Here is a 23488-nt window from a genome sequence, read left to right as displayed (position 1 = left end):
AGCACCGGCGAGACTCCGTCCCATGGGAGCACTGATGAGCGTCGCACCGAAGGCGTCCACGCCCACTTGGCCGACCCCACCGGAGGGCGGCTGGACCGCCGACGACCTGGACCAGCTTCCGAATCTGCCTCCGCATACGGAACTGATCGACGGGAGCCTGGTCTTCGTGAGTCCGCAGACCCTCTTTCACTCACGCGCTGTGAGCTTCTTCGAATGGCAGCTCCAGTCCCTGGCACCGGCAGATTTCGAGGTCATCCGCGAGTTCACCATCGACATCGACCGCCAGAACCGGCCCGAGCCGGATGTGATCGTGGTGCGCGGGGACGTGGTGGAGGACCCGGAGCAGACCCGGTACCCGGCCGAGGCCGTCGTACTGGCCATGGAGGTCGTCTCGGCGGATTCCGTGTCACGGGACCGCCAGACCAAGCCGCTGAAGTACGCCCGGGCCGGCATTCCTCATTACTGGCGCGTGGAGAACGAGAAGGGGCTCGCCGCGGTACATGCCTTCGAGCTGGAGCCCACCACCGGCGCCTACGCCAGCGTGGGGATCTTCCGCGAGCGGATGAAGGTGACCGTCCCGTTCCCGGTGGATCTGGATCTCACCGGTATCAAGCCACGCCGCGGTGGCGGCGAGTAACCCGGTACCGCTTCGTACACAGCAGCCCGGCCCCGTGAACAGGGGCCGGGCTGCTGTGTATGACCAGGTGGCCTCAGCGCACGAACACCCCCGCCTGGTTCGCCAGGTCCAGGAAGTACTGCGGCGCCACACCGAGCACCAGCGTGACCGCCACACCGACCCCGATCGCCGTCGTCGTGAGCGGCGACGGCACCGCCACCGTCGGGCCCTCGGGCCGCGGCTCGCTGAAGAACATCAGCACGATCACGCGGATGTAGAAGAACGCCGCGATCGCGGACGAGATCACGCCGACCACGACCAGCGGGGCCGCCCCGCCCTCGGCCGCCGCCTTGAACACGGCGAACTTCCCGGCGAACCCGGAGGTCAGCGGGATGCCGGCGAAGGCCAGCAGGAACACCGCGAACACGGCCGCGACCAGCGGAGACCGACGGCCCAGCCCCGCCCACTTGGACAGGTGCGTCGCCTCGCCGCCCGCGTCCCGCACCAGCGTCACCACCGCGAACGCGCCGATCGTCACGAACGAGTAGGCGGCCAGGTAGAAGAGGACGGACGAGACGCCGTCCGGCGTGGTCGCGATGACACCCGCGAGGATGAAGCCCGCGTGCGCGATCGACGAGTACGCCAGCAGCCGCTTGATGTCGGTCTGCGTGATCGCGACGATCGCACCGCCCAGCATGGTGACGATCGCGACGGCCCACATCACCGGCCGCCAGTCCCAGCGCAGGCCCGGCAGCACGACGTACAGGATCCGCAGCAGCGCACCGAACGCCGCCACCTTCGTCGCCGCCGCCATGAACCCGGTCACCGGGGTCGGCGCGCCCTGGTAGACGTCCGGCGTCCACATGTGGAACGGCACCGCGCCGACCTTGAACAGCAGACCCATGATGATCATCGCGCCGCCGACGAGCAGCAGCGCGTCGTTGCCCATGGTGTCCGCGAGCGCCGGGTTGACGTTCGTGACCGTGCCGTCGACGACCTGCGCGATCGTGGCGTACGACATCGAGCCCGAGTAGCCGTACAGCAGCGCGATGCCGAACAGGGTGAACGCGGAGGCGAACGCGCCGAGCAGGAAGTACTTGACCGCGGCCTCCTGCGACATCAGCCGCTTGCGGCGGGCCAGCGCGCACAGCAGGTACAGCGGGAGCGAGAAGACTTCCAGGGCCACGAAGAGCGTCAGCAGGTCGTTGGCCGCCGGGAAGATCAGCATGCCGGCGATCGCGAACAGCAGCAGCGGGAACACCTCGGTGGTGGTGAACCCGGCCTTCACGGCGGCCTTTTCGCTGTCGCTGCCCGGCACGGAGGCGGCCTGTGCGGCGAAGGAGTCGACGCGGTTGCCGTGCGCCTCGGGGTCGAGCCGCCGTTCGGCGAAGGTGAACAGGCCAACGAGGCCCGCCAGCAGGATCGTGCCCTGAAGGAACAGGGCCGGCCCGTCGACGGCGATCGCCCCCATCGCCACGATGCCCGCCTTGGTCGTGGCGTACCCCTCGGTGGCGAGCGCGACGACCGCCGCGAAGGCGGCGACGAGCGCGACGACGGAGACGAACAGCTGGGCGTAGTAACGCGACTTGCGCGGGACGAACGCCTCGACCAGCACCCCGACGATCGCCGCGCCGACGACGATCAAGGTGGGCGACAATTGTGCGTATTCGAACTTCGGCGCGTCGATCTTCGAGATCGGATCGGCCGCGGTTGTCCACAGGCTGTGGACGGCTACTGCGCTCACTTGGCCGCCTCCACCTCGGGCTGGGGGTCCTTCTTGTTTACGTCGGACATCGTCTGCTTGACCGCCGGGTTGACGATGTCCGTGACGGGCTTCGGATAGACGCCCAGGAAGATCAACAGTGCGACCAGCGGAGCGACCACCACGAGCTCGCGCACCCTCAGGTCCGGCATCGCGGAGACCTCGGGTTTCACCGGGCCCGTCATCGTCCTCTGATAGAGGACGAGGGTGTAGAGCGCGGCGAGCACGATGCCGAAGGTGGCGATGATCCCGATCACCGGGTACCGGGCGAACGTGCCCACCAGGACCAGGAATTCACTCACGAAGGGCGCGAGCCCGGGGAGCGACAGGGTCGCCAGACCGCCGATCAGGAAGGTGCCGGCGAGCACCGGAGCGACCTTCTGCACTCCGCCGTAGTCGGCGATGAGCCGCGAGCCGCGCCGTGAGATCAGGAAGCCGGCCACCAGCATCAACGCGGCGGTCGAGATCCCGTGGTTGACCATGTAGAGCGTCGCCCCGGACTGGCCCTGGCTGGTCATCGCGAAGATGCCCATGATGATGAAGCCGAAGTGCGAGATCGACGCGTACGCCACCAGCCGCTTGATGTCCCGCTGGCCCACGGCGAGCAACGCCCCGTAGATGATGCTGATCAGCGCGAGTACGAGGATGACGGGCGTCGCCCACTTCGACGCCTCCGGGAACAGCTGGAGGCAGAAGCGGAGCATCGCGAAGGTGCCCACCTTGTCGACGACCGCCGTGATGAGGACGGCGACCGGGGTGGTGGCCTCCCCCATGGCATTGGGCAGCCAGGTGTGCAGCGGCCACAGCGGCGCCTTCACCGCGAAGGCGAAGAAGAAGCCCAGGAACAGCCAGCGTTCGGTGCTGGTCGCCATGTCCAGCGAGCCGTTGGCCCGCGCCTCGGCGATCTCCGTCAGCGAGAAGTTCCCGGCGACCACATAGAGGCCGATCACCGCGGCCAGCATGATCAGACCGCCGACCAGGTTGTAGAGGAGGAACTTCACCGCCGCGTAAGACCGTTGCGTCGACGCCACCTCCTCGCCGTGCTGGTGGGCACGGTCGCCGAAGCCGCCGATGAGGAAGTACATCGGGATGAGCATGGCTTCGAAGAAGATGTAGAAGAGGAAGACGTCGGTGGCCTCGAAGGAGATGATCACCATCGCCTCGACGGCCAGGATCAGGGCGAAGAAGCCCTGGGTGGGCCGCCAGCGCGTGTTGCCCGTCTCCAGCGGGTCGGCGTCGTGCCAGCCCGCGAGGATGATGAACGGGATCAGCAGGGCGGTCAGCGCGATCAGCGCCACCGCGATGCCGTCCACGCCCAGCTCGTATCTGACCCCGAAGTCCGCGATCCAGGCGTGGGATTCGGTGAGCTGGTAGCGGTCGCCGTCCGGGTCGAAGCGGACCAGGACCGTGATCGCGAGTACGAGTGTGGCGAGCGAGACGAGCAGCGCCAGCCACTTCGCGGCGGTGCGCCGGGCGGCCGGCACGGCTGCCGTGGCGAGAGCCCCGAGGGCCGGGAGCACCGCCGTCGCTGTCAGCAGGGGAAAGGACATCGGTATCAGACCGCCCTCATCAGCAGGGTCGCGGCGACGAGGACCGCCGCACCGCCGAACATCGAGACCGCGTACGACCGCGCGAAGCCGTTCTGGAGCTTGCGCATCCGTCCGGAGAGGCCGCCGACCGAGGCCGCCGTGCCGTTGACGACGCCGTCGACCAGGGTGTGGTCGACGTACACCAGGGAGCGTGTGAGGTGCTCGCCTCCACGGACGAGGACGACGTGGTTGAAGTCGTCCTGGAGCAGGTCGCGCCGGGCGGCCCGGGTGAGCAGCGACCCGCGCGGGGCGAGGACCGGGACCGGGCGGCGCCCGTACTGGGCCCAGGCGATCGCCACGCCGACGACCAGCACCACCATCGTGGCGAGGGTGACCGTCAGCGCGCTGACCGGCGGGTGTCCGTGGTCGTGGCCGGTGACGGGTTCGAGCCAGTGCAGGAAGCGGTCGCCGATGCTGAAGAAGCCGCCCGCGAACACCGATCCGAAGGCCAGCACGATCATGGGGATCGTCATGGACTTGGGCGACTCGTGCGGGTGCGGTTCCGCGTGCTCGCCGTGGTGCTCGGCGGCGGGCTCCGCACTCGGCTCGGCCGGAGAGGCCGTCTTGGTGTGACGCCAGCGTTCTTCTCCGAAGAACGTCATCAGCATCACGCGCGTCATGTAGTACGCGGTGATGGCCGCGCCGAGCAGGGCCGCGCCGCCGAGGATCCATCCCTCGGTGCCGCCCTTGGCGAACGCCGCCTCGATGATCTTGTCCTTGGAGAAGAAGCCGGACAGGCCCGGGAAGCCGATGATGGCGAGGTAGCCGAGGCCGAAGGTGACGAAGGTGACCGGCATGTACTTCCTGAGGCCGCCGTACTTCCTCATGTCGACCTCGTCGTTCATGCCGTGCATGACCGAACCGGCGCCGAGGAACAGTCCGGCCTTGAAGAAGCCGTGCGTCACCAGGTGCATGATCGCGAAGACGTAGCCGATGGGGCCGAGGCCCGCGGCGAGGACCATGTAGCCGATCTGCGACATGGTCGAGCCGGCCAGCGCCTTCTTGATGTCGTCCTTCGCGCAACCGACGATCGCACCGAACAGGAGCGTGACGGCGCCGACGATGGTGACGACGAGTTGCGCGTCGGGCGCCGCGTTGAAGATGACCCCGGAGCGGACGATCAGGTACACGCCCGCGGTCACCATCGTCGCGGCGTGGATGAGGGCCGAGACCGGCGTCGGGCCCTCCATCGCGTCCCCGAGCCAGGACTGCAGCGGCACCTGGGCGGACTTGCCGCAGGCGGCGAGCAGCAGCATCAGGGCGATGCCGGTGAGCGTGGCCTCGCCGGCGCCACCGACGAGCCCCGGCTCCTCGTGGGTGCCGAGCACCGGCCCGAAGGCGAAGGTCCCGAAGGTCGTGAACATCAGCATGACCGCGATCGCCAGGCCCATGTCGCCGACGCGGTTGACCAGGAAGGCCTTCTTCGCGGCGGTGGCCGCGCTGGGCTTGTGCTGCCAGAAGCCGATCAGCAGGTAGGAGGCGAGACCGACGCCCTCCCAGCCGACGTACAGCAGCAGGTAGTTGTCGGCGAGGACGAGCAGCAGCATCGCCGCGAGGAACAGGTTCAGATAGCCGAAGAAGCGGCGGCGCCGCTCGTCGTGCTTCATGTACCCGACCGAGTACAGGTGGATCAGTGAGCCGACGCCGGTGATCAGCAGCACGAAGGTCATCGACAGCTGGTCGAGGCGGAAGGCGACGTCCGCCTGGAAGCCCTCGACCGGGACCCAGCTGAACAGGTGCTGCGTCAGCGTCCGGTGTGCGGCGTCCTTGCCGAGCAGATCGGCGAAGAGGACCGCGCCGAACACGAAGGAGACGGCGGCGAGGACCGTGCCGATCCAGTGGCCGACGGCGTCCAGTCTCCGGCCGCCGCACAGCAGGACCGCCGCTCCGAGCAGGGGCGCCGCGATGAGCAGCGCAATCAGATTCTCCACGATTCAGCGACCCCTTACAGCTTCATCAGGCTGGCGTCGTCGACCGAGGCCGAGTGGCGGGAACGGAACAGCGACACGATGATCGCGAGCCCGACCACGACCTCCGCGGCGGCGACGACCATCGTGAAGAAGGCGATGATCTGGCCGTCGAGATTGCCGTGCATCCGGGAGAAGGCGACGAACGCGAGGTTGCAGGCGTTGAGCATCAGCTCGACGCACATGAACACGACGATCGCGTTGCGCCTGATCAGCACGCCCGTGGCGCCGATCGTGAACAACAGGGCGGCGAGGTAGAGGTAGTTGACGGGGTTCACTTCGACGCCTCCTCGGACCGCTTGAAGGTCGACGGCTCGATCGCGGTCCGCTCCAGGCGCTCCTCGGCGCGCTGTTCCAGAGCCTTCAGGTCGTTGATCGCCTCGGTGGACACGTCGCGGATCTGGCCGCGCTCCCGCAGCGTCTTGCTGACGGTCAGGTCGGACGGGGTGCCGTCGGGCAGCAGCCCCGCGATGTCCACGGCGTTGTGCCGGGCGTACACGCCGGGCGCCGGCAACGGCGGCAGGTGCTTGCCCTCGCGCACGCGTTCCTCGGACAGCTCGCGCTGGGTCTTGGCCCGCTCGGTGCGTTCGCGGTGGGTGAGCACCATGGCGCCGACGGCGGCCGTGATCAGCAGGGCGCCGGTGATTTCGAAGGCGAAGACGTACTTGGTGAAGAGGAGCGCCGCGATGCCCTGCACATTGCCGTTCGCGTTGGCCTGGGCGACGCCGTTGAACTCCGTGAGGGAGGCGTTGCCGATGCCCGCGAAGAGCAGGATGCCGAAGCCGAGCCCGCACATCAGGGCCAGCCAGCGCTGGCCCTTGATGGTCTCCTTCAGGGAGTCCGCCGCGGTCACACCGACGAGCATCACCACGAACAGGAACAGCATCATGATCGCGCCGGTGTAGACGATGATCTGCACGACGCCCAGGAAGTAGGCGCCGTTGGCGAGGTAGAACACCGCCAGGACGATCATGGTGCCGGCGAGACAGAGCGCACTGTGCACGGCCCGTTTCATGAAGACGGTGCCCAGGGCGCCGATCACGGCGACGGTGCCGAGGACCCAGAACTGGAAGGCCTCTCCGGTGGAGGTGGAGTAGGCGGCGAGCTGCGCGCTCATCGGTCGATCACCTTCTTCGACGCCGGCTCGTCCTCGCCGAAGGTCGAGGCGGCCTCCTGCGGCACCTCGCCCTTGGAGAGGGCCACTTGCCGCTCGGTGCCGGGCGCCGCCTCCGTCACCAGACCCCGGTAGTAGTCCTGCTCGTCCGTCCCCGGGTAGATGGCGTGCGGGGTGTCGACCATGTCCTCGTCGAGCCCGGCGAGCAGCTGCTCCTTGGTGTAGATGAGGTTGGCGCGGCTGGAGTCGGCGAGCTCGAACTCGTTGGTCATCGTCAACGCGCGCGTGGGGCACGCCTCGATGCACAGGCCGCACAGGATGCAGCGGGCGTAGTTGATCTGGTAGACGCGGCCGTACCGCTCGCCGGGCGAGTAGCGCTCCTCGTCGGTGTTGTCGGCGCCCTCCACATAGATGGCGTCGGCGGGGCAGGCCCAGGCGCACAGTTCGCAGCCGATGCACTTCTCCAGGCCGTCCGGATGGCGGTTGAGCTGGTGCCGTCCGTGGAACCGGGGGGCAGTGGTCTTCTGCTGCTCCGGGTACTGCTCGGTCAGCCGCTTCTTGAACATGGCCTTGAAGGTCACGCCGAAGCCGGCCACGGGGTTCTGGAAACCGGGCTTGGTCTCCTTGGGGTCCTCAGCCATCGGACGCCTCCTTTCCATCCGAAGGTCCGTCACTGGCAGTATCCGGTCCACCACTGACAATCAACTCCCGCTCGCGGCGCGAACGGCGTCGTGGCACCGGCGGCAGCTCCTGCCCCGGCATCGGCGGTACGGGGAATCCGCCCGCCATCGGGTCGAAGCCGGCCGGTTCCTCGGCGGGCTGTGCGGCCTCCCTCGCTTTCTCGCGGAACATGTCGACGATGAAGGAGAGCACCAGCAGGGTGATGACACCGCCGGCGATGTAGAGGGCGATGTCGGCGAAGTCGTAGTTCTCGTTGCGCAGGGTCCGCACGGTGGCGACGAGCATCAGCCAGACCAGGGAGACCGGGATGAGGACCTTCCAGCCGAGCTTCATCAGCTGGTCGTAGCGCACGCGCGGGAGCGTGCCGCGCAGCCAGATGAAGAAGAACAGCAGCAGCTGGACCTTGACGACGAACCAGAGCATCGGCCACCAGCCGTGGTTCGCGCCCTCCCAGAAGGTGCTCACCGGCCATGGAGCCCGCCAGCCGCCCAGGAAGAGCGTCACGGACACGGCCGAGACCGTCACCATGTTCACGTACTCGGCGAGCATGAACATCGCGAACTTGATCGATGAGTACTCGGTGTTGAAGCCGCCGACCAGGTCGCCCTCGGACTCCGGCATGTCGAAGGGAGCGCGATTGGTCTCGCCGACCATCGTCACGATGTAGATCAGGAAGGAGACCGGCAACAGGATGATGTACCAGCGGTCGTGCTGCTGGGCGACGATCTCCGAGGTCGACATCGATCCGGAGTAGAGGAACACCGACGCGAAGGCGGCGCCCATGGCGATCTCGTACGAGATCATCTGAGCGCACGAGCGCAGGCCGCCCAGGAGCGGATAGGTGGATCCGGAGCTCCAGCCCGCGAGCACGATGCCGTAGATGCCGACCGAGGCGACCGCGAGGATGTAGAGCATCGCGATCGGCAGGTCGGTGAGCTGCATCGTGGTGCGGTGGCCGAAGATCGAGACCTCGTTGCCGGCCGGCCCGAAGGGGATCACCGCGATCGCCATGAAGGCCGGGATGGCCGCGACGATCGGCGCGAGGACGTAGACCACCTTGTCCGCGCGTTTGACGATGACGTCTTCCTTGAGCATCAGCTTGATGCCGTCGGCGAGCGACTGGAGCATGCCCCAGGGGCCGTGCCGGTTGGGGCCGATGCGCAGCTGCATCCAGGCGACGACCTTGCGCTCCCAGACGATGGAGAACAGCACGGTCACCATCAGGAAGGCGAAGCAGAACACCGCCTTGACGACGACCAGCCACCAGGGGTCGGTGCCGAACATCGAGAGGTCTTCTACGGCGAGGTACGGGCTCATGCCTCCACCTCCTTGGGGGCTTCGGCGGCGAGCGTCGCCGGTCCGATGCGGACGAGTGAACCGGGCCCCGCCCCGGTGTCGGAGGCGACGCCCCCGCCGACGGAGTTCAGCGGGAGCCAGACCACGCGGTCGGGCATCTCGGCGATCCGCAGCGGGAATTCGACGGCTCCGGCAGGACCGGTCACGGCGAGGTTGTCGCCGTCCTTGACGCCCACCTCGGCGGCCGTGGCGGGCGACACGCGCGCGTGGGCGGCATGCCGCGTCCCGGCGAGCGCCTCGTCGCCCTGCTGGAGAACGCCCTGGTCGAGCAGTAGCCGATGCCCGGCCAGCACGGCCTCACCGGCAGCGGGTCGCGGCAACTGGGCGGCGGTTTCCATGGGTTCGGTGGCTCGGGGCCCGTCCCAGGCCCCGAGCCGGTCCAGCTCCGCGCGCGCGGTCCGCAGATCGGGCAGTCCCAGATGTACGTCCATGGCGTCGGCCAGCATCTGGAGCACGCGCGCATCGGTGGGCGCCAGGCTCCGGGTCATCTGGTCGGGCTTGAGCGCGGACTCGAAGAAGCGCACCCTGCCCTCCCAGTTGAGGAAGGTGCCGGCCTTCTCGGCGACCGCGGCGACGGGCAGGACGACGTCCGCGAGCGCGGTGACCTCGCTGGGCCGTTGTTCCAGCGACACCAGGAAGCCGACTTCGGACAGCGCGGTACGCGCGCGTGCCGGGTCCGGCAGGTCGGCGACCTCGACGCCCGCGACCACCAGCGCCTGAAGCTCACCGCCGGCGGCGGCCTCGATGATCTGGCCGGTGTACCGCCCGTAGCGGTGCGGGAGTTCGGCCAGGCCCCAGGCCGCTGCGACCTCCGCACGCGCGCGTGGGTCGGTGGCCGGACGCCCGCCCGGCAGCAGCGTCGGCAGCGCGCCCGCCTCGACGGCGCCGCGCTCCCCCGCCCGGCGCGGAATCCACGCCAGCTGGGCGCCGGTCGCGGACGCGGCCCGTACGGCGGCGGTCAGCCCGCCCGCCACAGCGGCCAGCCGCTCACCGACGACGATCACCGCGCCTCCGGTGCGCAGCGCCTCCGAGGCCTTCGCGCCGTCGCCCTCCAGGCCGACTCCGCTCGCGAGCGCGTCCAGCCACTCGGTCTCGGTGCCGGGCGCGGCGGGCAGCAGCGTGCCGCCCGCCTTGTCCAGGCCGCGGGTGGCGTGCGTGGCCAGCGAGAAGACCTTCTGTCCGTGCTTGCGCCAGGCCTTGCGCAGCCGCAGGAAGACGCCGGGCGCCTCCTCCTCGGCCTCGAACCCGATCAGCAGGACAGCGGGCGCCTTCTCCAGAGCGGTGTACGTGACGCCCGTACCGTCGAGGTCCCGGCCGCGTCCGGCGATCCGGGCGGCGAGGAAGTCGGCCTCCTCACCGCTGTGCACGCGCGCGCGGAAGTCGATGTCGTTGGTGTCGAGCGCCACGCGCGCGAACTTGCTGTAGGCGTAGGCGTCCTCGATGGTGAGCCGGCCGCCGGTCAGGACACCGGTCCGGCCGCGCGAGGCGAGCAGACCCTGGGCCGCGATCTGCAACGCCTCCGGCCAGGAGGCCGGCACAAGCTCGCCCTCGGGATTGCGCACCATCGGCGTCTGGAGCCGGTCCCGCTGCTGCGCGTACCGGAACCCGAACCGCCCCTTGTCGCAGATCCACTCCTCGTTGACCTCGGGGTCGTTGGCCGCGAGCCGCCGCATGACCTTGCCGCGCCGGTGGTCGGTGCGCGTGGCGCAGCCGCCGGAGCAGTGCTCGCAGACCGACGGAGAGGAGACGAGGTCGAAGGGGCGGGAGCGGAATCGGTACGCCGCCGAGGTCAGCGCGCCGACCGGGCAGATCTGGATGGTGTTGCCGGAGAAGTACGACTCGAAGGGATCGCCCTCACCGGTGCCGACCTGCTGGAGCGCGCCCCGTTCGAGCAGCTCGATCATCGGGTCGCCCGCGACCTGGTTGGAGAAGCGGGTGCAGCGGGCGCACAGCACGCACCGCTCGCGGTCGAGCAGCACCTGTGTGGAGATCGGGACGGGCTTCTCGAAGGTCCGCTTCTTTCCCTCGAAGCGGGACTCCGCGTTGCCGTGCGACATGGCCTGGTTCTGCAGGGGGCACTCGCCGCCCTTGTCGCAGACCGGGCAGTCCAGCGGGTGGTTGATGAGGAGCAGCTCCATCACACCGTGCTGGGCCTTCTCGGCGACCGGCGAGGTGAGGTGGGTCTTCACCACCATCCCGTCGGTGCAGGTGATGGTGCACGACGCCATGGGCTTGCGCTGGCCCTCGACCTCGACGATGCACTGGCGGCAGGCGCCGGCCGGGTCGAGGAGGGGGTGGTCGCAGAACCGGGGGATCTCGATGCCGAGTTGCTCGGCGGCGCGGATGACCAGGGTGCCCTTGGGCACGCTGATCTCGGCGCCGTCGATCGTCAGCGAGACGAGATCCTCCGGCGGGACCGCCGCCTCTCCCCCTCCCGAGGGAGCGCTGGTGGTCACAGTCATGCGTTCACCTCCGTGCGGTCGGCCCAGGCCGTCGACTTCGCCGGGTCGAAGGGGCAGCCGCGGCCCGTGATGTGCTCTTCGTACTCCTCGCGGAAGTACTTGAGCGAGGAGAAGATCGGCGAGGCGGCGCCGTCGCCGAGGGCGCAGAAGGACTTGCCGTTGATGTTGTCGGCGATGTCGTTCAGCTTGTCGAGGTCGGACATGACGCCCTTGCCGGCCTCGATGTCGCGCAACAACTGCACGAGCCAGTACGTCCCTTCGCGGCACGGTGTGCACTTGCCGCAGGACTCGTGGGCGTAGAACTCGGTCCAGCGGGTCACGGCGCGCACGACGCAGGTCGTCTCGTCGAAGCACTGGAGCGCTTTGGTGCCGAGCATGGAACCCGCGGCGGCCACTCCTTCGTAGTCAAGGGGGACGTCGAGGTGCTCGTCGGTGAACATCGGTGTCGAAGAGCCGCCCGGCGTCCAGAACTTGAGGCGGTGGCCCGGCCTCATCCCGCCGCTCATCTCCAGGAGCTGACGGAGGGTGATGCCGAGCGGGGCCTCGTACTGGCCGGGGCTGGTGACGTGGCCGCTGAGCGAGTAGAGCGTGAAGCCCGGGGACTTCTCGCTGCCCATCGACCTGAACCATTCCTTGCCATTTTTCAGAATGGCGGGAACTGACGCGATCGACTCGACGTTATTCACAACAGTCGGGCACGCATAGAGGCCCGCGACAGCAGGGAAAGGGGGACGGAGCCGCGGTTGACCACGGCGGCCTTCGAGCGAGTCGAGCAGTGCGGTCTCCTCACCGCAGATGTACGCGCCCGCGCCCGCGTGCACGGTGAGTTCGAGGTCGAGTCCGCTGCCCAGGATGTTCTCGCCGAGGTAGCCCGCCGCGTAGGCCTCACGCACGGCCTCGTGCAACCGCCGCAGCACTGGGACGACTTCACCACGCAGATAGATGAAGGCATGCGACGACCTGATGGCATAACACGCGATGACGATGCCCTCGATGAGGCTATGCGGGTTCGCGAAGAGGAGCGGGATGTCCTTGCAGGTTCCGGGCTCCGACTCGTCGGCGTTGACAACTAGATAGTGCGGCTTTCCATCCCCTTGAGGAATGAATTGCCATTTCATTCCCGTAGGGAATCCCGCGCCGCCGCGACCGCGCAGACCGGAGTCCTTGACGTACGCGATGAGGTCGTCCGGCGACATGGCCAGCGCCTTGCGGAGTCCCTCGTATCCTTCGTGCCTTCGGTAGACGTCCAGCGTCCAGGACTTGTCCTCGTCCCAGAAGGCCGACAGCACAGGTGCGAGCAGCTTCTCGGGGCTGGTGTCTTTGATCTCGGCTGCCAAGGTCATCACTCCCCCTCCTCGGCGGTAGGCCCTGCCGGGTGGGCTGGGTCGGAGGCCGACGTGTCCTGTGGCTCGTCGTGCGAGCTCAGGTGCTCGGTCGGTGACGGGTCGTGCGGCGGTCCTTCCTGGGGTGCCTCGCCGCGCGGATGGACCACGCGCGCGGGTGCGACCTCTCCCCTGGCCAGGCGGAGGCCCACCAGCGACGCGGGTCCCGCACTGCCGCTTGCCTCGACGGCCCCGGGCCGCTCGTCGGGGAAGCCGGCCAGAATCCGCGCGGTCTCCTTGAAGGTGCACAGGCGCGCCCCGCGCGTGGGCTCGACCGGCCTGCCCGCGCGCAGGTCGTCGACGAGGTGCTTGGCGCTGGCCGGGCTCTGGTTGTCGAAGAACTCCCAGTTGACCATCACGACCGGAGCGAAGTCGCAGGCCGCGTTGCACTCGATGTGCTCCAGGGTGACCTTGCCGTCGTCGGTGGTCTCGCCATTGCCGACGCCCAGGTGCTCCTGGAGGGTCTCGAAGATCGCGTCGCCGCCCATCACCGCGCACAGCGTGTTGGTGCAGACGCCGACCTGGTAGTCGCCGCTCGGCCTGCGCCGGTACATGGTGTAGAAGGTGGCGACCGCGGTGACCTCGGCCGTGGTCAGGTGCAGCATGTCCGCGCAGAACTGCATCCCGGTGCGCGTGACATGGCCCTCCTCCGCCTGCACGAGGTGCAGCAACGGCAGGAGGGCGGACCGGGAGTCGGGGTAGCGGGCGATGATCTCGCGCGCGTCTGTCTCCAGCCGGGCGCGGACGTCGTCCGGGTAGGCGGGCGCGGGCAGTTCGGGCATGCCCAGGCTGACGCCCCGCTCCGAAGAAGAGGTGGTCACCGGTCGACGCCTCCCATCACGGGGTCGATGGACGCGACAGCGACGATGACGTCGGCGACCTGGCCGCCCTCGCACATCGCCGCCATGGCCTGAAGGTTGGTGAAGGACGGGTCCCGGAAGTGGACCCGGTAGGGACGGGTGCCGCCGTCGGACACGGCGTGCACCCCGAGTTCGCCCTTGGGCGACTCGACGGCCGCGTACGTCTGTCCCGGCGGGACGCGGAAGCCCTCGGTGACCAGCTTGAAGTGGTGGATCAGGGCCTCCATGGAGGTGCCCATGATCTTCTTGATGTGGTCGAGGGAGTTGCCCAGTCCGTCCGGCCCCAGGGCGAGCTGGGCCGGCCAGGCGATCTTCTTGTCGGCGACCATGACCGGCCCGGGCTGAAGCCGGTCCAGGCACTGCTCGACGATCCTGAGCGACTGGCGCATCTCCTCCAGGCGGATCAGGAACCGGCCGTAGGCGTCGCAGGTGTCGGCGGTCGGGATGTCGAAGTCGTACGTCTCGTAGCCGCAGTACGGCTGCGACTTGCGCAGGTCGTGCGGCAGTCCGGTGGAGCGCAGGATCGGGCCGGTGGCGCCGAGGGCCATGCAGCCGGCCAGGTCGAGATAGCCGACGTCCTGCATGCGGGCCTTGAAGATGGGGTTCCCGGTGGCGAGCTTGTCGTACTCCGGGAGGTTCTTCTTCATCTTCTTCACGAACTCGCGGATGTGGTCCACCGCGCCGGGCGGCAGGTCCTGGGCGAGTCCGCCGGGGCGGATGTACGCGTGGTTCATCCTGAGGCCCGTGATGAGCTCGTAGATGTCGAGAATCATTTCACGATCACGGAATCCGTAGATCATGATCGTGGTGGCGCCGAGTTCCATGCCGCCGGTGGCGATGCACACCAGGTGCGAGGACAACCGGTTCAGCTCCATCAGGAGCACCCGGATGATCGTGGCCCGGTCGGGGATCTGGTCCTCGATGCCGAGGAGTTTCTCGACGGCGAGGCAGTAGCCGGTCTCGTTGAAGAAGGACGTCAGGTAGTCCATGCGCGTCACGAACGTGGTGCCCTGCGTCCAGGTCCGGTACTCGAGGTTCTTCTCGATGCCGGTGTGCAGATAGCCGATGCCGCAGCGGGCCTCGGTGACCGTCTCGCCGTCGATCTCCAGGATGAGGCGGAGCACACCGTGGGTGGAGGGGTGCTGGGGACCCATGTTGACGACGATGCGCTCGTCGTCGGCACGGGCCGCGGACTGGACGACCTCGTCCCAGTCGCCACCGGTGACCGTATATACGGTGCCTTCCGTGGTCTCGCGCGCCGAAGCGGCGGATGCGTGCGACGTGCTCATGAGTACGACCTCCGCTGGTCCGGAGCCGGGATCTGGGCGCCCTTGTACTCGACGGGGATGCCGCCGAGGGGATAGTCCTTGCGCTGCGGAAAGCCCTGCCAGTCGTCCGGCATCATGATCCGCGTCAGGGCCGGGTGACCGTCGAAGACGATGCCGAAGAAGTCGTAGGTCTCGCGCTCGTGCCAGTCGTTGGTCGGATACACGGAGACCAGGGACGGGATGTGGCGGTCGGTGTCGGGGGTGCTGACTTCGAGGCGGATCAGCCGGTTGTGGGTGATCGAGCGCAGGTGGTAGACGGCGTGCAGCTCGCGGCCCTTGTCCTCGAGGTAGTGGACGCCGCTCACACCCGTGCAGAGCTCGAAGCGCAGGGCGGGGTCGTCGCGCAGGGTCCGGGCGACGCGCAGCAGGTGCTCGCGTTCGATGTGGAAGGTGATCTCGTCGCGGTCGACGACGGTCTTCTCGATCGCGTTCTCGGGCAGGAGGCCCTGTTCCTCCAGGGCGCCCTCCAGCTCGTCGGCGACCTCGTCGAACCAACCGCCGTAGGGGCGGCTCGCCGGTCCAGGGAGGCGGACCGAGCGGACGAGGCCGCCGTAGCCGGTGGTGTCGCCGCCGTTGTTGGCGCCGAACATGCCGCGCTGGACACGGATCTCCTCACCGCCCTCGCCGCGCTGGCCGGGGAGGTTGGAGGCGCCGAGGTCCTTCTCGGGGTTCACCCCGTTCGACGCCCCGTTGGTGCCGTTCGCGTCGCTCACCGCAGCAGCCCCTTCATCTCGATCGTCGGCAGGGCCTTGAGCGCCGCTTCCTCCGCCTCACGGGCCGCCTCCTCGGCGTTCACACCGAGCTTGGAGGTCTGGATCTTCTGGTGGAGCTTGAGGATGGCGTCCATCAGCATCTCGGGCCGTGGCGGACAGCCGGGGAGATAGATGTCGACCGGGACGATGTGGTCGACGCCCTGCACGATGGCGTAGTTGTTGAACATGCCGCCCGAGGAGGCGCAGACCCCCATGGAGATCACCCACTTGGGATTCGGCATCTGGTCGTAGACCTGCCTGAGCACCGGTGCCATCTTCTGGCTGACCCGGCCGGCGACGATCATGAGGTCGGCCTGGCGCGGTGAGCCGCGGAAGACCTCCATGCCGAAGCGGGCCAGGTCGTAGCGGCCGGCGCCGGTGGTCATCATTTCGATGGCGCAGCAGGCGAGGCCGAAGGTGGCTGGGAAGACGGACGACTTGCGCACCCAGCCCGCGGCCTGCTCGACGGTGGTCAGCAGAAAACCGCTCGGCAGCTTTTCTTCGAGTCCCATGACTAAAGGCCCCTCAGTCCCATTCCAGGCCGCCGCGCCGCCATACGTACGCGTACGCGACAAAGACGGTGAGCACGAAGAGCAGCATCTCCACGAGCCCGAAGACACCCAGGGCGTCGAAGGTGACGGCCCAGGGGTAGAGGAAGACGATCTCGATATCGAAAATGATGAAGAGCATCGCCGTCAGGTAGTACTTGATGGGGAAGCGCCCGCCGCCGGCCGGCGTGGGGGTCGGCTCGATACCGCACTCGTAGGCCTCGAGCTTGGCCCGGTTGTACCGCTTCGGACCGATCAGCGTGGCCATGACCACGGAGAAGATCGCAAAGCCTGCCCCGAGGGCTCCCAGTACGAGGATGGGCGCATACGCGTTCACCGCTCCTCGCTCCTCTCAGTCGGCACTGACTGCTGGCGGTTGCATCGGACTCGCTTCCGCCTCGTCCGTCTCACGAGCCCCGCCCGTCCCGGCGAAAGATCGAGAACATGTGAAGCAGGTCACAAGCCCAACTGCCTCGCATCCTATGCCTGCCACTCTGTGATCTGCGACACGGGGTATTGCACAAGCTTTGTGATCTCCACCACCTGATGAAGGATCATGAAGTCAGATCAGTGGCGATCTTCGTACGAGAAGAGTCCGAGTGATCACCAGAGGTGACATTTTCGCCTGTCGGCGCAGGTCGAGAGAGGGAGTCTCCATATCAAGAGACTTCCCTTGCATGCAAATTGGAGTTGGACGCGACGTCCTGATATAGGGCGGGCGCACGCGTCAGGGGGTCCCGCGATGCGGGTTGCAGACGTGTGCACACATTCACGAGCGCCGGCCGACGAGGTCCGCACACAGGACGCACTCATCACCGTGACCGTTGCGTGACCTCCACCACACCCGTCGAGGGCCCCGAAAACCGGGCTTGGCCACCGGCCCCAACCGATGGTAGGTGGCGGGCAATTCGGGCGTAACAGCGAAAGCCCATGATCACGGGCTTGATCACCGGCGTCCGCAATGTCCGTTACGGCGTCAATAAAGAACGACACGCCCGGGGTTCGAGGTACCCATTGAACAATTGTGGCGCAGCCCACGTTCCTTGAAGGTATGGAGGAGACCCTGATACCGGTTGTTCTCATGTCCCACACCGCTCACATACGCAGCCACCGGAAACCCCGCCGCAGCGCGTCGAAAGTCGCGATGCGGGCCGGAGTTGCCGGTGGCGTTCTCAGCACCCTGGCAGTGGCCGGGGCGTCCGGTTCGGCGAACGCTGCCGAGCCGGTGACGCAGACGCTTGAACTGCCCACCCTGACGGCCGACCTGGGCGCCCAGGTCGCCGAGTCCGCCCAGGCCACACAGCAGGCCGCGGCGAACTACCAGTTGCAGGCCGAGCGTGACGCGGCCGCCGCGCAGGCCGCGAAGGAGGCCAAGGCAGACCTCGCGGAGGCGAAGAAGAAGGCCGCAGCCAAGAAGAAGGCCGAGCAGGAGGCCGCCCGCCAGGCCGCCGCCGAGCGCGCCTCCCGCAGCGCCGAGCGGGCCACCCTGTCCGCCTCCGTGTCCGCCTCGGCGAGCACAAGCACAAGCACAAGCACTTCCCCGAGCACGTCCACGGCCACCGGTTCGGCCGCCGCGGTCATCGCCTTCGCGAAGGCGCAGGTCGGCGACGCCTACGTCTCCGGCGGCACCGGCCCCAACTCCTGGGACTGCTCCGGGCTGATGCAGGCCGCCTTCAAGCAGGTCGGCGTCGACCTGCCGCGCGTCTCACAGGACCAGTCGACCGCCGGTACCCCGGTCTCGCTGAGCAACCTCCAGCCGGGCGACATCCTGTACTGGGGTAGCGCGGGCAGCGCGTACCACGTAGCGGTGTACGTCGGCGGCGGCGAGTTCGTCGGCGCGCAGAACCCGTCTACGGGCGTCGTGGAGAGGTCGCTTGACTACGACCCGCCGACCGGCGCCGTGCGGGTGCTCTGAGCCGCCACAGGCACACCCCACAGGTCGCAGGGCCGCAGCCGCTCGGGGACTGCGGTCCTTCGGCGCGCCCTTGGCCCCCGCCGACATCCCTGGCGCCCCTCTACCGAGGATCACGGCTCCCCTGAAAAGCTCTGTCCTCAGGCCCGGTTCACCCAAGAGCCGGGCGATGACCTGAGGAGAGTCAGCCATGCCGAGTGTCTTCGTACAGGGAAAGCCCGTCGACTCGTATCCCCCGCTCGCGCCCGAGGCCCGGCGCGGGTCGGTGCGGCGGGTCACCGAGGTGGGGGAAGAAGTCCTGCACAAGCCGTGCCGGGACGTGACCGAGTTCGGGCCCGATCTCGCCGCGCTCATCGACGACATGTTCCTGACGATGTACGTCGCCGAGGGAGCGGGGCTCGCCGCGAACCAAGTCGGCGTCGATCTGCGGCTGTTCGTGTACGACTGCCCGGACGACGACGGTGTCCGGCATGTCGGACACATGGTCAATCCGGTGCTGGAGCCGCTCGCCCCGGCCGGGCGCAGGCTGCTCGACGAGGGGGAGGGCTGCCTCTCCGTCCCGGGCGCCGTCATCGCCGTACCGCGTCCGGACCGGGCCGTCGTGCGCGGGCTGGACAAGGACGGCCGGTCGCTCGTCATCGAGGGCACGGGGTACTTCGCCCGCTGCCTGGAGCACGAGACCGACCATGTGAACGGGCACGTCTATCTGGACCGGCTCGCCAAGCGGGAGCGGAAGGACGCGCTGCGGCAGGTGGCGGACCGGCGGGAAGAGGTCTTCGCACGCCGGGCCGCCAGGCAGCAGGCCCTCGCCTCCTGATCATGCCCTGCGGGGCTTGATCAGGCCTTCGGCGCCACCTTGCTCAGCCCGTTGATGATCCGGTCCATCGCGTCGCCGCCCGTCGGGTCGGTCAGGTTCGCGAGCATCTTCAGCGTGAACTTCATCAGCACGGGGTGCGTCAGGCCGCGCTGGGCCGCGATCTTCATGACCTTCGGGTTGCCGATGAGCTTCACGAAGGCGCGGCCCAGCGTGTAGTAGCCGCCGTAGGTGTCCTTGAGGACCTGCGGGTAGTGCTGGAGCGCCGTCTCCCGCTGGGCCGGCGTGGAGCGGGCGTGGGCCTGCACGATGACGTCGGCGGCGATCTGGCCGGACTCCATGGCGTAGGCGATTCCCTCGCCGTTGAAGGGGTTCACCAGACCGCCGGCGTCGCCGACGAGCAGCAGGCCCTTGGTGTAGTGCGGTTGGCGGTTGAAGGCCATCGGGAGGGCCGCGCCCCGGATCGGGCCCGTCATGTTGTCGGGGGTGTAGCCCCAGTCCTCGGGCATGGAGGCGCACCAGGCCTTCAGGACCTCGCGCCAGTCCAGCTCCTTGAAGGAGTCGGAGGTGTTCAGGACGCCCAGGCCGACGTTCGACGTCCCGTCGCCCATGCCGAAGATCCAGCCGTAGCCCGGCAGCAGGCGGTCCTCGCCGGGTCCGCGCCGGTCCCAGAGCTCCAGCCAGGACTCCAGGTAGTCGTCCTCGTGGCGCGGGCTGGTGAAGTACGTACGGACCGCGACGCCCATCGGGCGGTCCTCGCGGCGGTGCAGGCCCATCGCGAGGGACAGGCGCGTGGAGTTGCCGTCGGCGGCCACGACGAGGGGCGCGTGGAAGGTGACTTCGCGCTTCTCACCGGTGTCGCCGAGCTTGGCGTGGACACCGGTGATGTGGCCGGTGCGGTCGTCGACGATCGGGGCGCCGACGTTGCAGCGCTCGTACAGCCGCGCTCCCGCCTTCTGGGCCTGGTGGGCGAGCTGCTCGTCGAAGTCGTCGCGCTTGCGGACGAGGCCGTAGTCCGGGAAGGAGGCGAGATCCGGCCAGTCGAGCTGGAGGCGGGAGCCGCCGCCGATGATGCGCAGGCCCTTGTTGCGCAGCCAGCCGGCCTCCTCCGAGATGTCGATGCCCATCGCGACGAGCTGCTTGACCGCGCGTGGGGTGAGTCCGTCGCCGCAGACCTTCTCGCGCGGGAACTCGGTCTTCTCCAGCAGGAGTACGTCGAGTCCGGCCCGGGCCAGGTGGTACGCGGTCGTGGAGCCGGCTGGCCCCGCGCCGACGACGATGACATCGGCGGTGTTTTCGGAGAGGGGCTCGGTCACGGCGGGATCTCCCCAGGTTCGCAATCTTCGTGCCGAAGGGCACTGGACATGGGCAGTCTATTCAGCAGAATTGATCAACCGGCTGAAGGGCTGCCCAGTGAACCGAGCTCTCCCCGTAGTACGGCTGCGCGTCCCCACCGACGAGGACGCCGTGGCCTGGCACCGGGCCTTCGCCCACCCGGATGTCATGGAGTTCCACGGCGGCAGGATCGCGGAGCTCTCGGTCTACGAGGAGCTGACCGCCCGCCAGCGCCTGCACGACGCCGAGCGCGGCTTCTGCCTGTGGACCATGCTCGACGAGTCCGGCCAGGTGATCGGCTTCACGGGCGCCCAGCCCTGGCCGCAGAACTGGGGCCCCAAGGGCGAGATCGAGATCGGCTGGCGGCTCGGGCGGGAGCACTGGGGCAAGGGGTACGCCACGGCCGCCGCGCAGATGACGCTGGAGCGGTTGCGTGCGGCGGACGTGCCGAGCGTGGTGGCGATGGTGCGGTCGGACAACGCGCGCTCGGTCGCGGTGACGCGGCGGCTGGGTATGCGCCTCGCCGAGGTGTTCACGACGCCGACGGCACGGCAGGAGGGGCACTGCTACCGCCTCGATCTCCATGATGGACACGCACGGTAACCGACTGCTACAGAAAGACACTTGACGCTTCCGGTCGGTGCGGGGCGGGGTTACTCTGCCTGTACCGCTGGGGGTGACATCTGTGCACATAACACCCAAAACACCGGAAGTGCGAGTGCCGCAGCTCGTCGGTCTGATGGCCATGGACGCGCGCCGCACGGCCGAGGCGGAGGGCGTTCTGCTCGCCGCACCCGACCGGCCCGACTTCCACCGCACCGTTGTCGACTACGTCGTACGGCAATATCCCCAGCCCGGCGTCGAGGTGCCGCGCGGGGCCGTGGTCACGGTGTGGTTCGAGTTCGGCGAGGGTGGGGGCGGCGGGGGCGTGCACGAGCCGCGCCTGCCGCGTCCGGGCGGAGGAGGTATGCGGCGCGAGCTCGACGAGCCGGGAGACGAGCCGGGACATCCCCACGCCGTCGCCGAGCTCAGCTCTCCTTGAAGCCCCGGTGCAGGGCCACGACCCCGCCGGTCAGGTTGCGCCAAGCCGTCTTCGACCAGCCGGCCTTCCGCAGGCGCTCGGCCAGGGCGGGCTGGTCGGGCCAGGCGCGGATGGACTCGGCGAGGTAGACGTACGCGTCGGGGTTCGAGGAGACGGCGCGGGCGACCGGCGGCAGGGCGCGCATCAGGTACTCGGTGTAGACGGTCCTGAAGGGCGCCCAGGTCGGGTGCGAGAACTCGCAGATGACGACCCTGCCGCCGGGCCTGGTCACCCGGTACATCTCGCGCAGGGCCGTGTCCGTGTCCTGCACGTTGCGCAGCCCGAAGGAGATGGTGACGGCGTCGAAGGTGTCGTCCTTGAAGGGCAGCTTCGTCGCGTCGCCCGCCGTGAACGGCAGCCAGGAGTGCCGCGACTTGCCGACCTGGAGCATGCCGAGGGAGAAGTCGCAGGGGACGACGTAGGCGCCGGTGCGGGCGAAGGGCAGCGAGGATGTGGCCGTACCGGCGGCCAGGTCCAGGACCTTCTGCGCGGGACGGGCGTCGACGGCCCTGGCGACCTCCTTGCGCCACACCCGGTCCTGGCCGAGCGACAGCACGTCGTTCGTCAGGTCGTACCGTTCCGCCACGTGGTCGAACATCGAGGCGACTTCGTGCGGCTGCTTGTTCAGGGAGGCGCGGGTCACGGGCCCATTGTTGCGTACGGGCCCACCGGACTCGCCGCACGGGTTCACGGCAAGAGCCGCGGCTTCCGCTTCGCGGCCACGTCTTCCACCCGTTTCCACCCGTCCGCTTCGGCTTCTGCCTCCTGAGAGATTCCCGGAAGACCTGCGTACCTAGGGGCGGACGTCCTTTTGCTTCCGGAGTCCGTGCCCCTGAAACAGAAACCACGAGAGCGGGTGCTTACCTCAATGAGGCGTCTACTGAAGCCGACAGCCGGTCTCACCTGCCTGTTCGCCCTGGCCACCGCGGGGTGTTCCGCGGAGTCCGACGTGGACACCTCGGACGCGGCGGCCGCGGCACCCACGACACCCACGCAGTCCACCGCGCCCCCCGGCGCGTCTCCCAGCGAGGCGGCCGCGTCCACCACCGCCTACGCCCCGTACGTCAGTGCCACGGACGCGTCCGGCAACGACTCCGCCGGCTCCCCGACGACGTACAACCTGGCCTTCGTGATCTCCGACGGCAGCGGCTGCACACCTCGGTGGAACGGCACCGACGCCATCGGCGACTCCGCGGTGAAGTCCCGTATCGCGCGGCTCGCACAGGACGACGCCACGGTCCGCGTCTCTTTCGGCGGGGCGTCCGGCGAGGAGCTGGCGGCGAGCTGCGACAGCGCGTCCGAGCTGGCCGCGGCGTACGGCAAGGCACTGGACGCGGCCGGCTCCACCCAGGCCGACTTCGACATCGAGGGCGACGAGCTGGCCGACTCAGGCTCCGTCGACCTGCGTTCCAAGGCGATCGCGGCGCTGCAACAGGAACGTCCCGACCTCGAGGTGTCCTTCACGCTCCCGGTCATGCCGTCCGGCTTCAACGCCGACAGCCTGGCCCTGCTGAAGTCCGCCGACGAGCACGACGCGCAGGTCTCCACGGTCAACCTCATGACGATGAACTACGGCGAGTCGTACGACGGCGACATGGGCACCTACGCGCTCAGCGCCGCCAAGGCCGCCCACGCCCAGCTGAAGAAGGTGTTCGGGCTGTCCGACGCGGGCGCCTGGCGGGGCATGGCGCTGACCTCGATGATCGGCGTCAACGATGTCGCCGGCGAGACCTTCACGCTCTTAGACGCGGCCCAGGTGCGGACGTTCGCCGAGGAGAAGGAGGTCGCCTGGGTGTCCATGTGGTCGACGCTCCGCGACCGGCAGTGCGAGGGCGCTGCCGCCGCGTCCGACGATGCGGCGGCCGACTGCAGTGGGGTGACGCAGGGTTCGGGTGCGTTCGCGACGACCTTCGCGGGCTGAGCGGAACT

At 68.6% G+C, this 23488-nt stretch carries 22 protein-coding genes; 6 read left to right on the top strand and 16 right to left on the bottom strand.

Annotation, left to right across the window (positions count from 1 at the left end):
• The first annotated feature begins 34 nt into the window (after window positions 1-34).
• Window positions 35-637 carry a Uma2 family endonuclease gene (locus AB0I77_RS30630; protein ID WP_363285970.1) on the top strand — a complete coding sequence of 201 codons (603 nt, stop codon included), beginning with the start codon at window positions 35-37 and terminating at the stop codon, window positions 635-637.
• 73 nt (window positions 638-710) lie between these two features.
• Here AB0I77_RS30630 and nuoN read toward each other — a convergent pair whose 3' ends face one another.
• From nuoN to AB0I77_RS30560, 14 genes are read right to left on the bottom strand one after another with little or no spacing between them, the layout of a single operon-like run.
• A complete protein-coding gene (nuoN, locus tag AB0I77_RS30625; RefSeq protein ID WP_363285969.1) occupies window positions 711-2360 on the bottom strand; it encodes an NADH-quinone oxidoreductase subunit NuoN in 1650 nt (549 codons plus the stop codon).
• On the bottom strand, window positions 2357-3928 hold the full coding sequence (locus tag AB0I77_RS30620) for an NADH-quinone oxidoreductase subunit M (protein ID WP_363285968.1): 1572 nt from the start codon (window positions 3926-3928) through the stop codon (window positions 2357-2359). The genes nuoN and AB0I77_RS30620 overlap by 4 nt, the downstream gene beginning before the upstream one ends.
• Window positions 3929-3933: 5 nt before the next feature.
• Window positions 3934-5898 (bottom strand): NADH-quinone oxidoreductase subunit L, encoded by a 1965-nt coding sequence (nuoL, locus tag AB0I77_RS30615; RefSeq protein ID WP_363285967.1) that lies wholly within the window; start codon window positions 5896-5898, stop codon window positions 3934-3936.
• A gap of 14 nt (window positions 5899-5912) precedes the next feature.
• On the bottom strand, window positions 5913-6212 hold the full coding sequence (gene nuoK, locus AB0I77_RS30610) for an NADH-quinone oxidoreductase subunit NuoK (protein ID WP_004927567.1): 300 nt from the start codon (window positions 6210-6212) through the stop codon (window positions 5913-5915).
• Window positions 6209-7051 (bottom strand): NADH-quinone oxidoreductase subunit J, encoded by an 843-nt coding sequence (locus AB0I77_RS30605; RefSeq protein WP_363285966.1) that lies wholly within the window; start codon window positions 7049-7051, stop codon window positions 6209-6211. The genes nuoK and AB0I77_RS30605 overlap by 4 nt, the downstream gene beginning before the upstream one ends.
• Window positions 7048-7689, bottom strand: a complete 642-nt coding sequence (gene nuoI / locus AB0I77_RS30600; protein WP_363285965.1) for an NADH-quinone oxidoreductase subunit NuoI — start codon at window positions 7687-7689, stop codon at window positions 7048-7050. The genes AB0I77_RS30605 and nuoI overlap by 4 nt, the downstream gene beginning before the upstream one ends.
• Window positions 7682-9046 (bottom strand): NADH-quinone oxidoreductase subunit NuoH, encoded by a 1365-nt coding sequence (nuoH, locus tag AB0I77_RS30595; protein WP_363285964.1) that lies wholly within the window; start codon window positions 9044-9046, stop codon window positions 7682-7684. Before nuoH ends, nuoI begins: the two co-directional genes overlap by 8 nt.
• Window positions 9043-11547 carry an NADH-quinone oxidoreductase subunit G gene (locus tag AB0I77_RS30590; protein WP_363285963.1) on the bottom strand — a complete coding sequence of 835 codons (2505 nt, stop codon included), beginning with the start codon at window positions 11545-11547 and terminating at the stop codon, window positions 9043-9045. Before AB0I77_RS30590 ends, nuoH begins: the two co-directional genes overlap by 4 nt.
• Window positions 11544-12893, bottom strand: a complete 1350-nt coding sequence (gene nuoF / locus AB0I77_RS30585; protein ID WP_363285962.1) for an NADH-quinone oxidoreductase subunit NuoF — start codon at window positions 12891-12893, stop codon at window positions 11544-11546. Before nuoF ends, AB0I77_RS30590 begins: the two co-directional genes overlap by 4 nt.
• On the bottom strand, window positions 12890-13750 hold the full coding sequence (gene nuoE, locus AB0I77_RS30580) for an NADH-quinone oxidoreductase subunit NuoE (RefSeq protein ID WP_363285961.1): 861 nt from the start codon (window positions 13748-13750) through the stop codon (window positions 12890-12892). Before nuoE ends, nuoF begins: the two co-directional genes overlap by 4 nt.
• On the bottom strand, window positions 13747-15078 hold the full coding sequence (locus AB0I77_RS30575; RefSeq protein WP_363285960.1) for an NADH-quinone oxidoreductase subunit D: 1332 nt from the start codon (window positions 15076-15078) through the stop codon (window positions 13747-13749). The genes nuoE and AB0I77_RS30575 overlap by 4 nt, the downstream gene beginning before the upstream one ends.
• Window positions 15075-15830: an NADH-quinone oxidoreductase subunit C gene (locus tag AB0I77_RS30570; protein ID WP_363285959.1), complete on the bottom strand. Its 756-nt coding sequence runs from the start codon at window positions 15828-15830 to the stop codon at window positions 15075-15077. The genes AB0I77_RS30575 and AB0I77_RS30570 overlap by 4 nt, the downstream gene beginning before the upstream one ends.
• The gene (locus AB0I77_RS30565) at window positions 15827-16381 is read right to left on the bottom strand and encodes an NADH-quinone oxidoreductase subunit B (protein WP_010041554.1); all 555 of its coding nucleotides are present in this window, start codon (window positions 16379-16381) and stop codon (window positions 15827-15829) included. Before AB0I77_RS30565 ends, AB0I77_RS30570 begins: the two co-directional genes overlap by 4 nt.
• Before the next feature lie 13 nt (window positions 16382-16394).
• On the bottom strand, window positions 16395-16754 hold the full coding sequence (locus AB0I77_RS30560; protein ID WP_033319564.1) for an NADH-quinone oxidoreductase subunit A: 360 nt from the start codon (window positions 16752-16754) through the stop codon (window positions 16395-16397).
• Between the two features lie 744 nt (window positions 16755-17498).
• Here AB0I77_RS30560 and AB0I77_RS30555 point away from each other — a divergent pair.
• Complete coding sequence (locus AB0I77_RS30555) at window positions 17499-18332, top strand: C40 family peptidase (RefSeq protein WP_363285958.1); 834 nt, start codon at window positions 17499-17501, stop codon at window positions 18330-18332.
• A gap of 187 nt (window positions 18333-18519) precedes the next feature.
• Entirely contained in the window at window positions 18520-19146 is a 627-nt protein-coding gene (def, locus tag AB0I77_RS30550) for a peptide deformylase (RefSeq protein ID WP_363285957.1), read from the top strand.
• Between the two features lie 20 nt (window positions 19147-19166).
• Here def and AB0I77_RS30545 read toward each other — a convergent pair whose 3' ends face one another.
• Window positions 19167-20459 (bottom strand): geranylgeranyl reductase family protein, encoded by a 1293-nt coding sequence (locus tag AB0I77_RS30545; RefSeq protein ID WP_363285956.1) that lies wholly within the window; start codon window positions 20457-20459, stop codon window positions 19167-19169.
• 97 nt (window positions 20460-20556) lie between these two features.
• On the opposite strand from AB0I77_RS30545, the gene AB0I77_RS30540 reads away from it, so the two are divergent.
• Together AB0I77_RS30540 and AB0I77_RS30535 are read left to right on the top strand one after the other, a co-directional pair.
• A complete protein-coding gene (locus AB0I77_RS30540; protein WP_363285955.1) occupies window positions 20557-21081 on the top strand; it encodes a GNAT family N-acetyltransferase in 525 nt (174 codons plus the stop codon).
• 82 nt (window positions 21082-21163) lie between these two features.
• Window positions 21164-21520 (top strand): PASTA domain-containing protein, encoded by a 357-nt coding sequence (locus AB0I77_RS30535; RefSeq protein ID WP_363285954.1) that lies wholly within the window; start codon window positions 21164-21166, stop codon window positions 21518-21520.
• Here the strand turns inward: AB0I77_RS30535 and AB0I77_RS30530 are convergent.
• On the bottom strand, window positions 21507-22202 hold the full coding sequence (locus AB0I77_RS30530; RefSeq protein WP_363285953.1) for a demethylmenaquinone methyltransferase: 696 nt from the start codon (window positions 22200-22202) through the stop codon (window positions 21507-21509). The genes AB0I77_RS30535 and AB0I77_RS30530 overlap by 14 nt on opposite strands.
• Window positions 22203-22427: 225 nt before the next feature.
• Between AB0I77_RS30530 and AB0I77_RS30525 the strand changes: the two genes are divergently transcribed.
• Window positions 22428-23480, top strand: a complete 1053-nt coding sequence (locus tag AB0I77_RS30525; protein WP_363285952.1) for a chitinase — start codon at window positions 22428-22430, stop codon at window positions 23478-23480.
• Window positions 23481-23488: the final 8 nt, after the last annotated feature.

Source organism: Streptomyces sp. NPDC050619 (assembly GCF_040654815.1).
Classification (GTDB): Bacteria; Actinomycetota; Actinomycetes; order Streptomycetales; family Streptomycetaceae; genus Streptomyces.
Note: the sequence above shows the minus strand (reverse complement) of the source record. Positions and strands in the feature narration are given on the sequence as shown.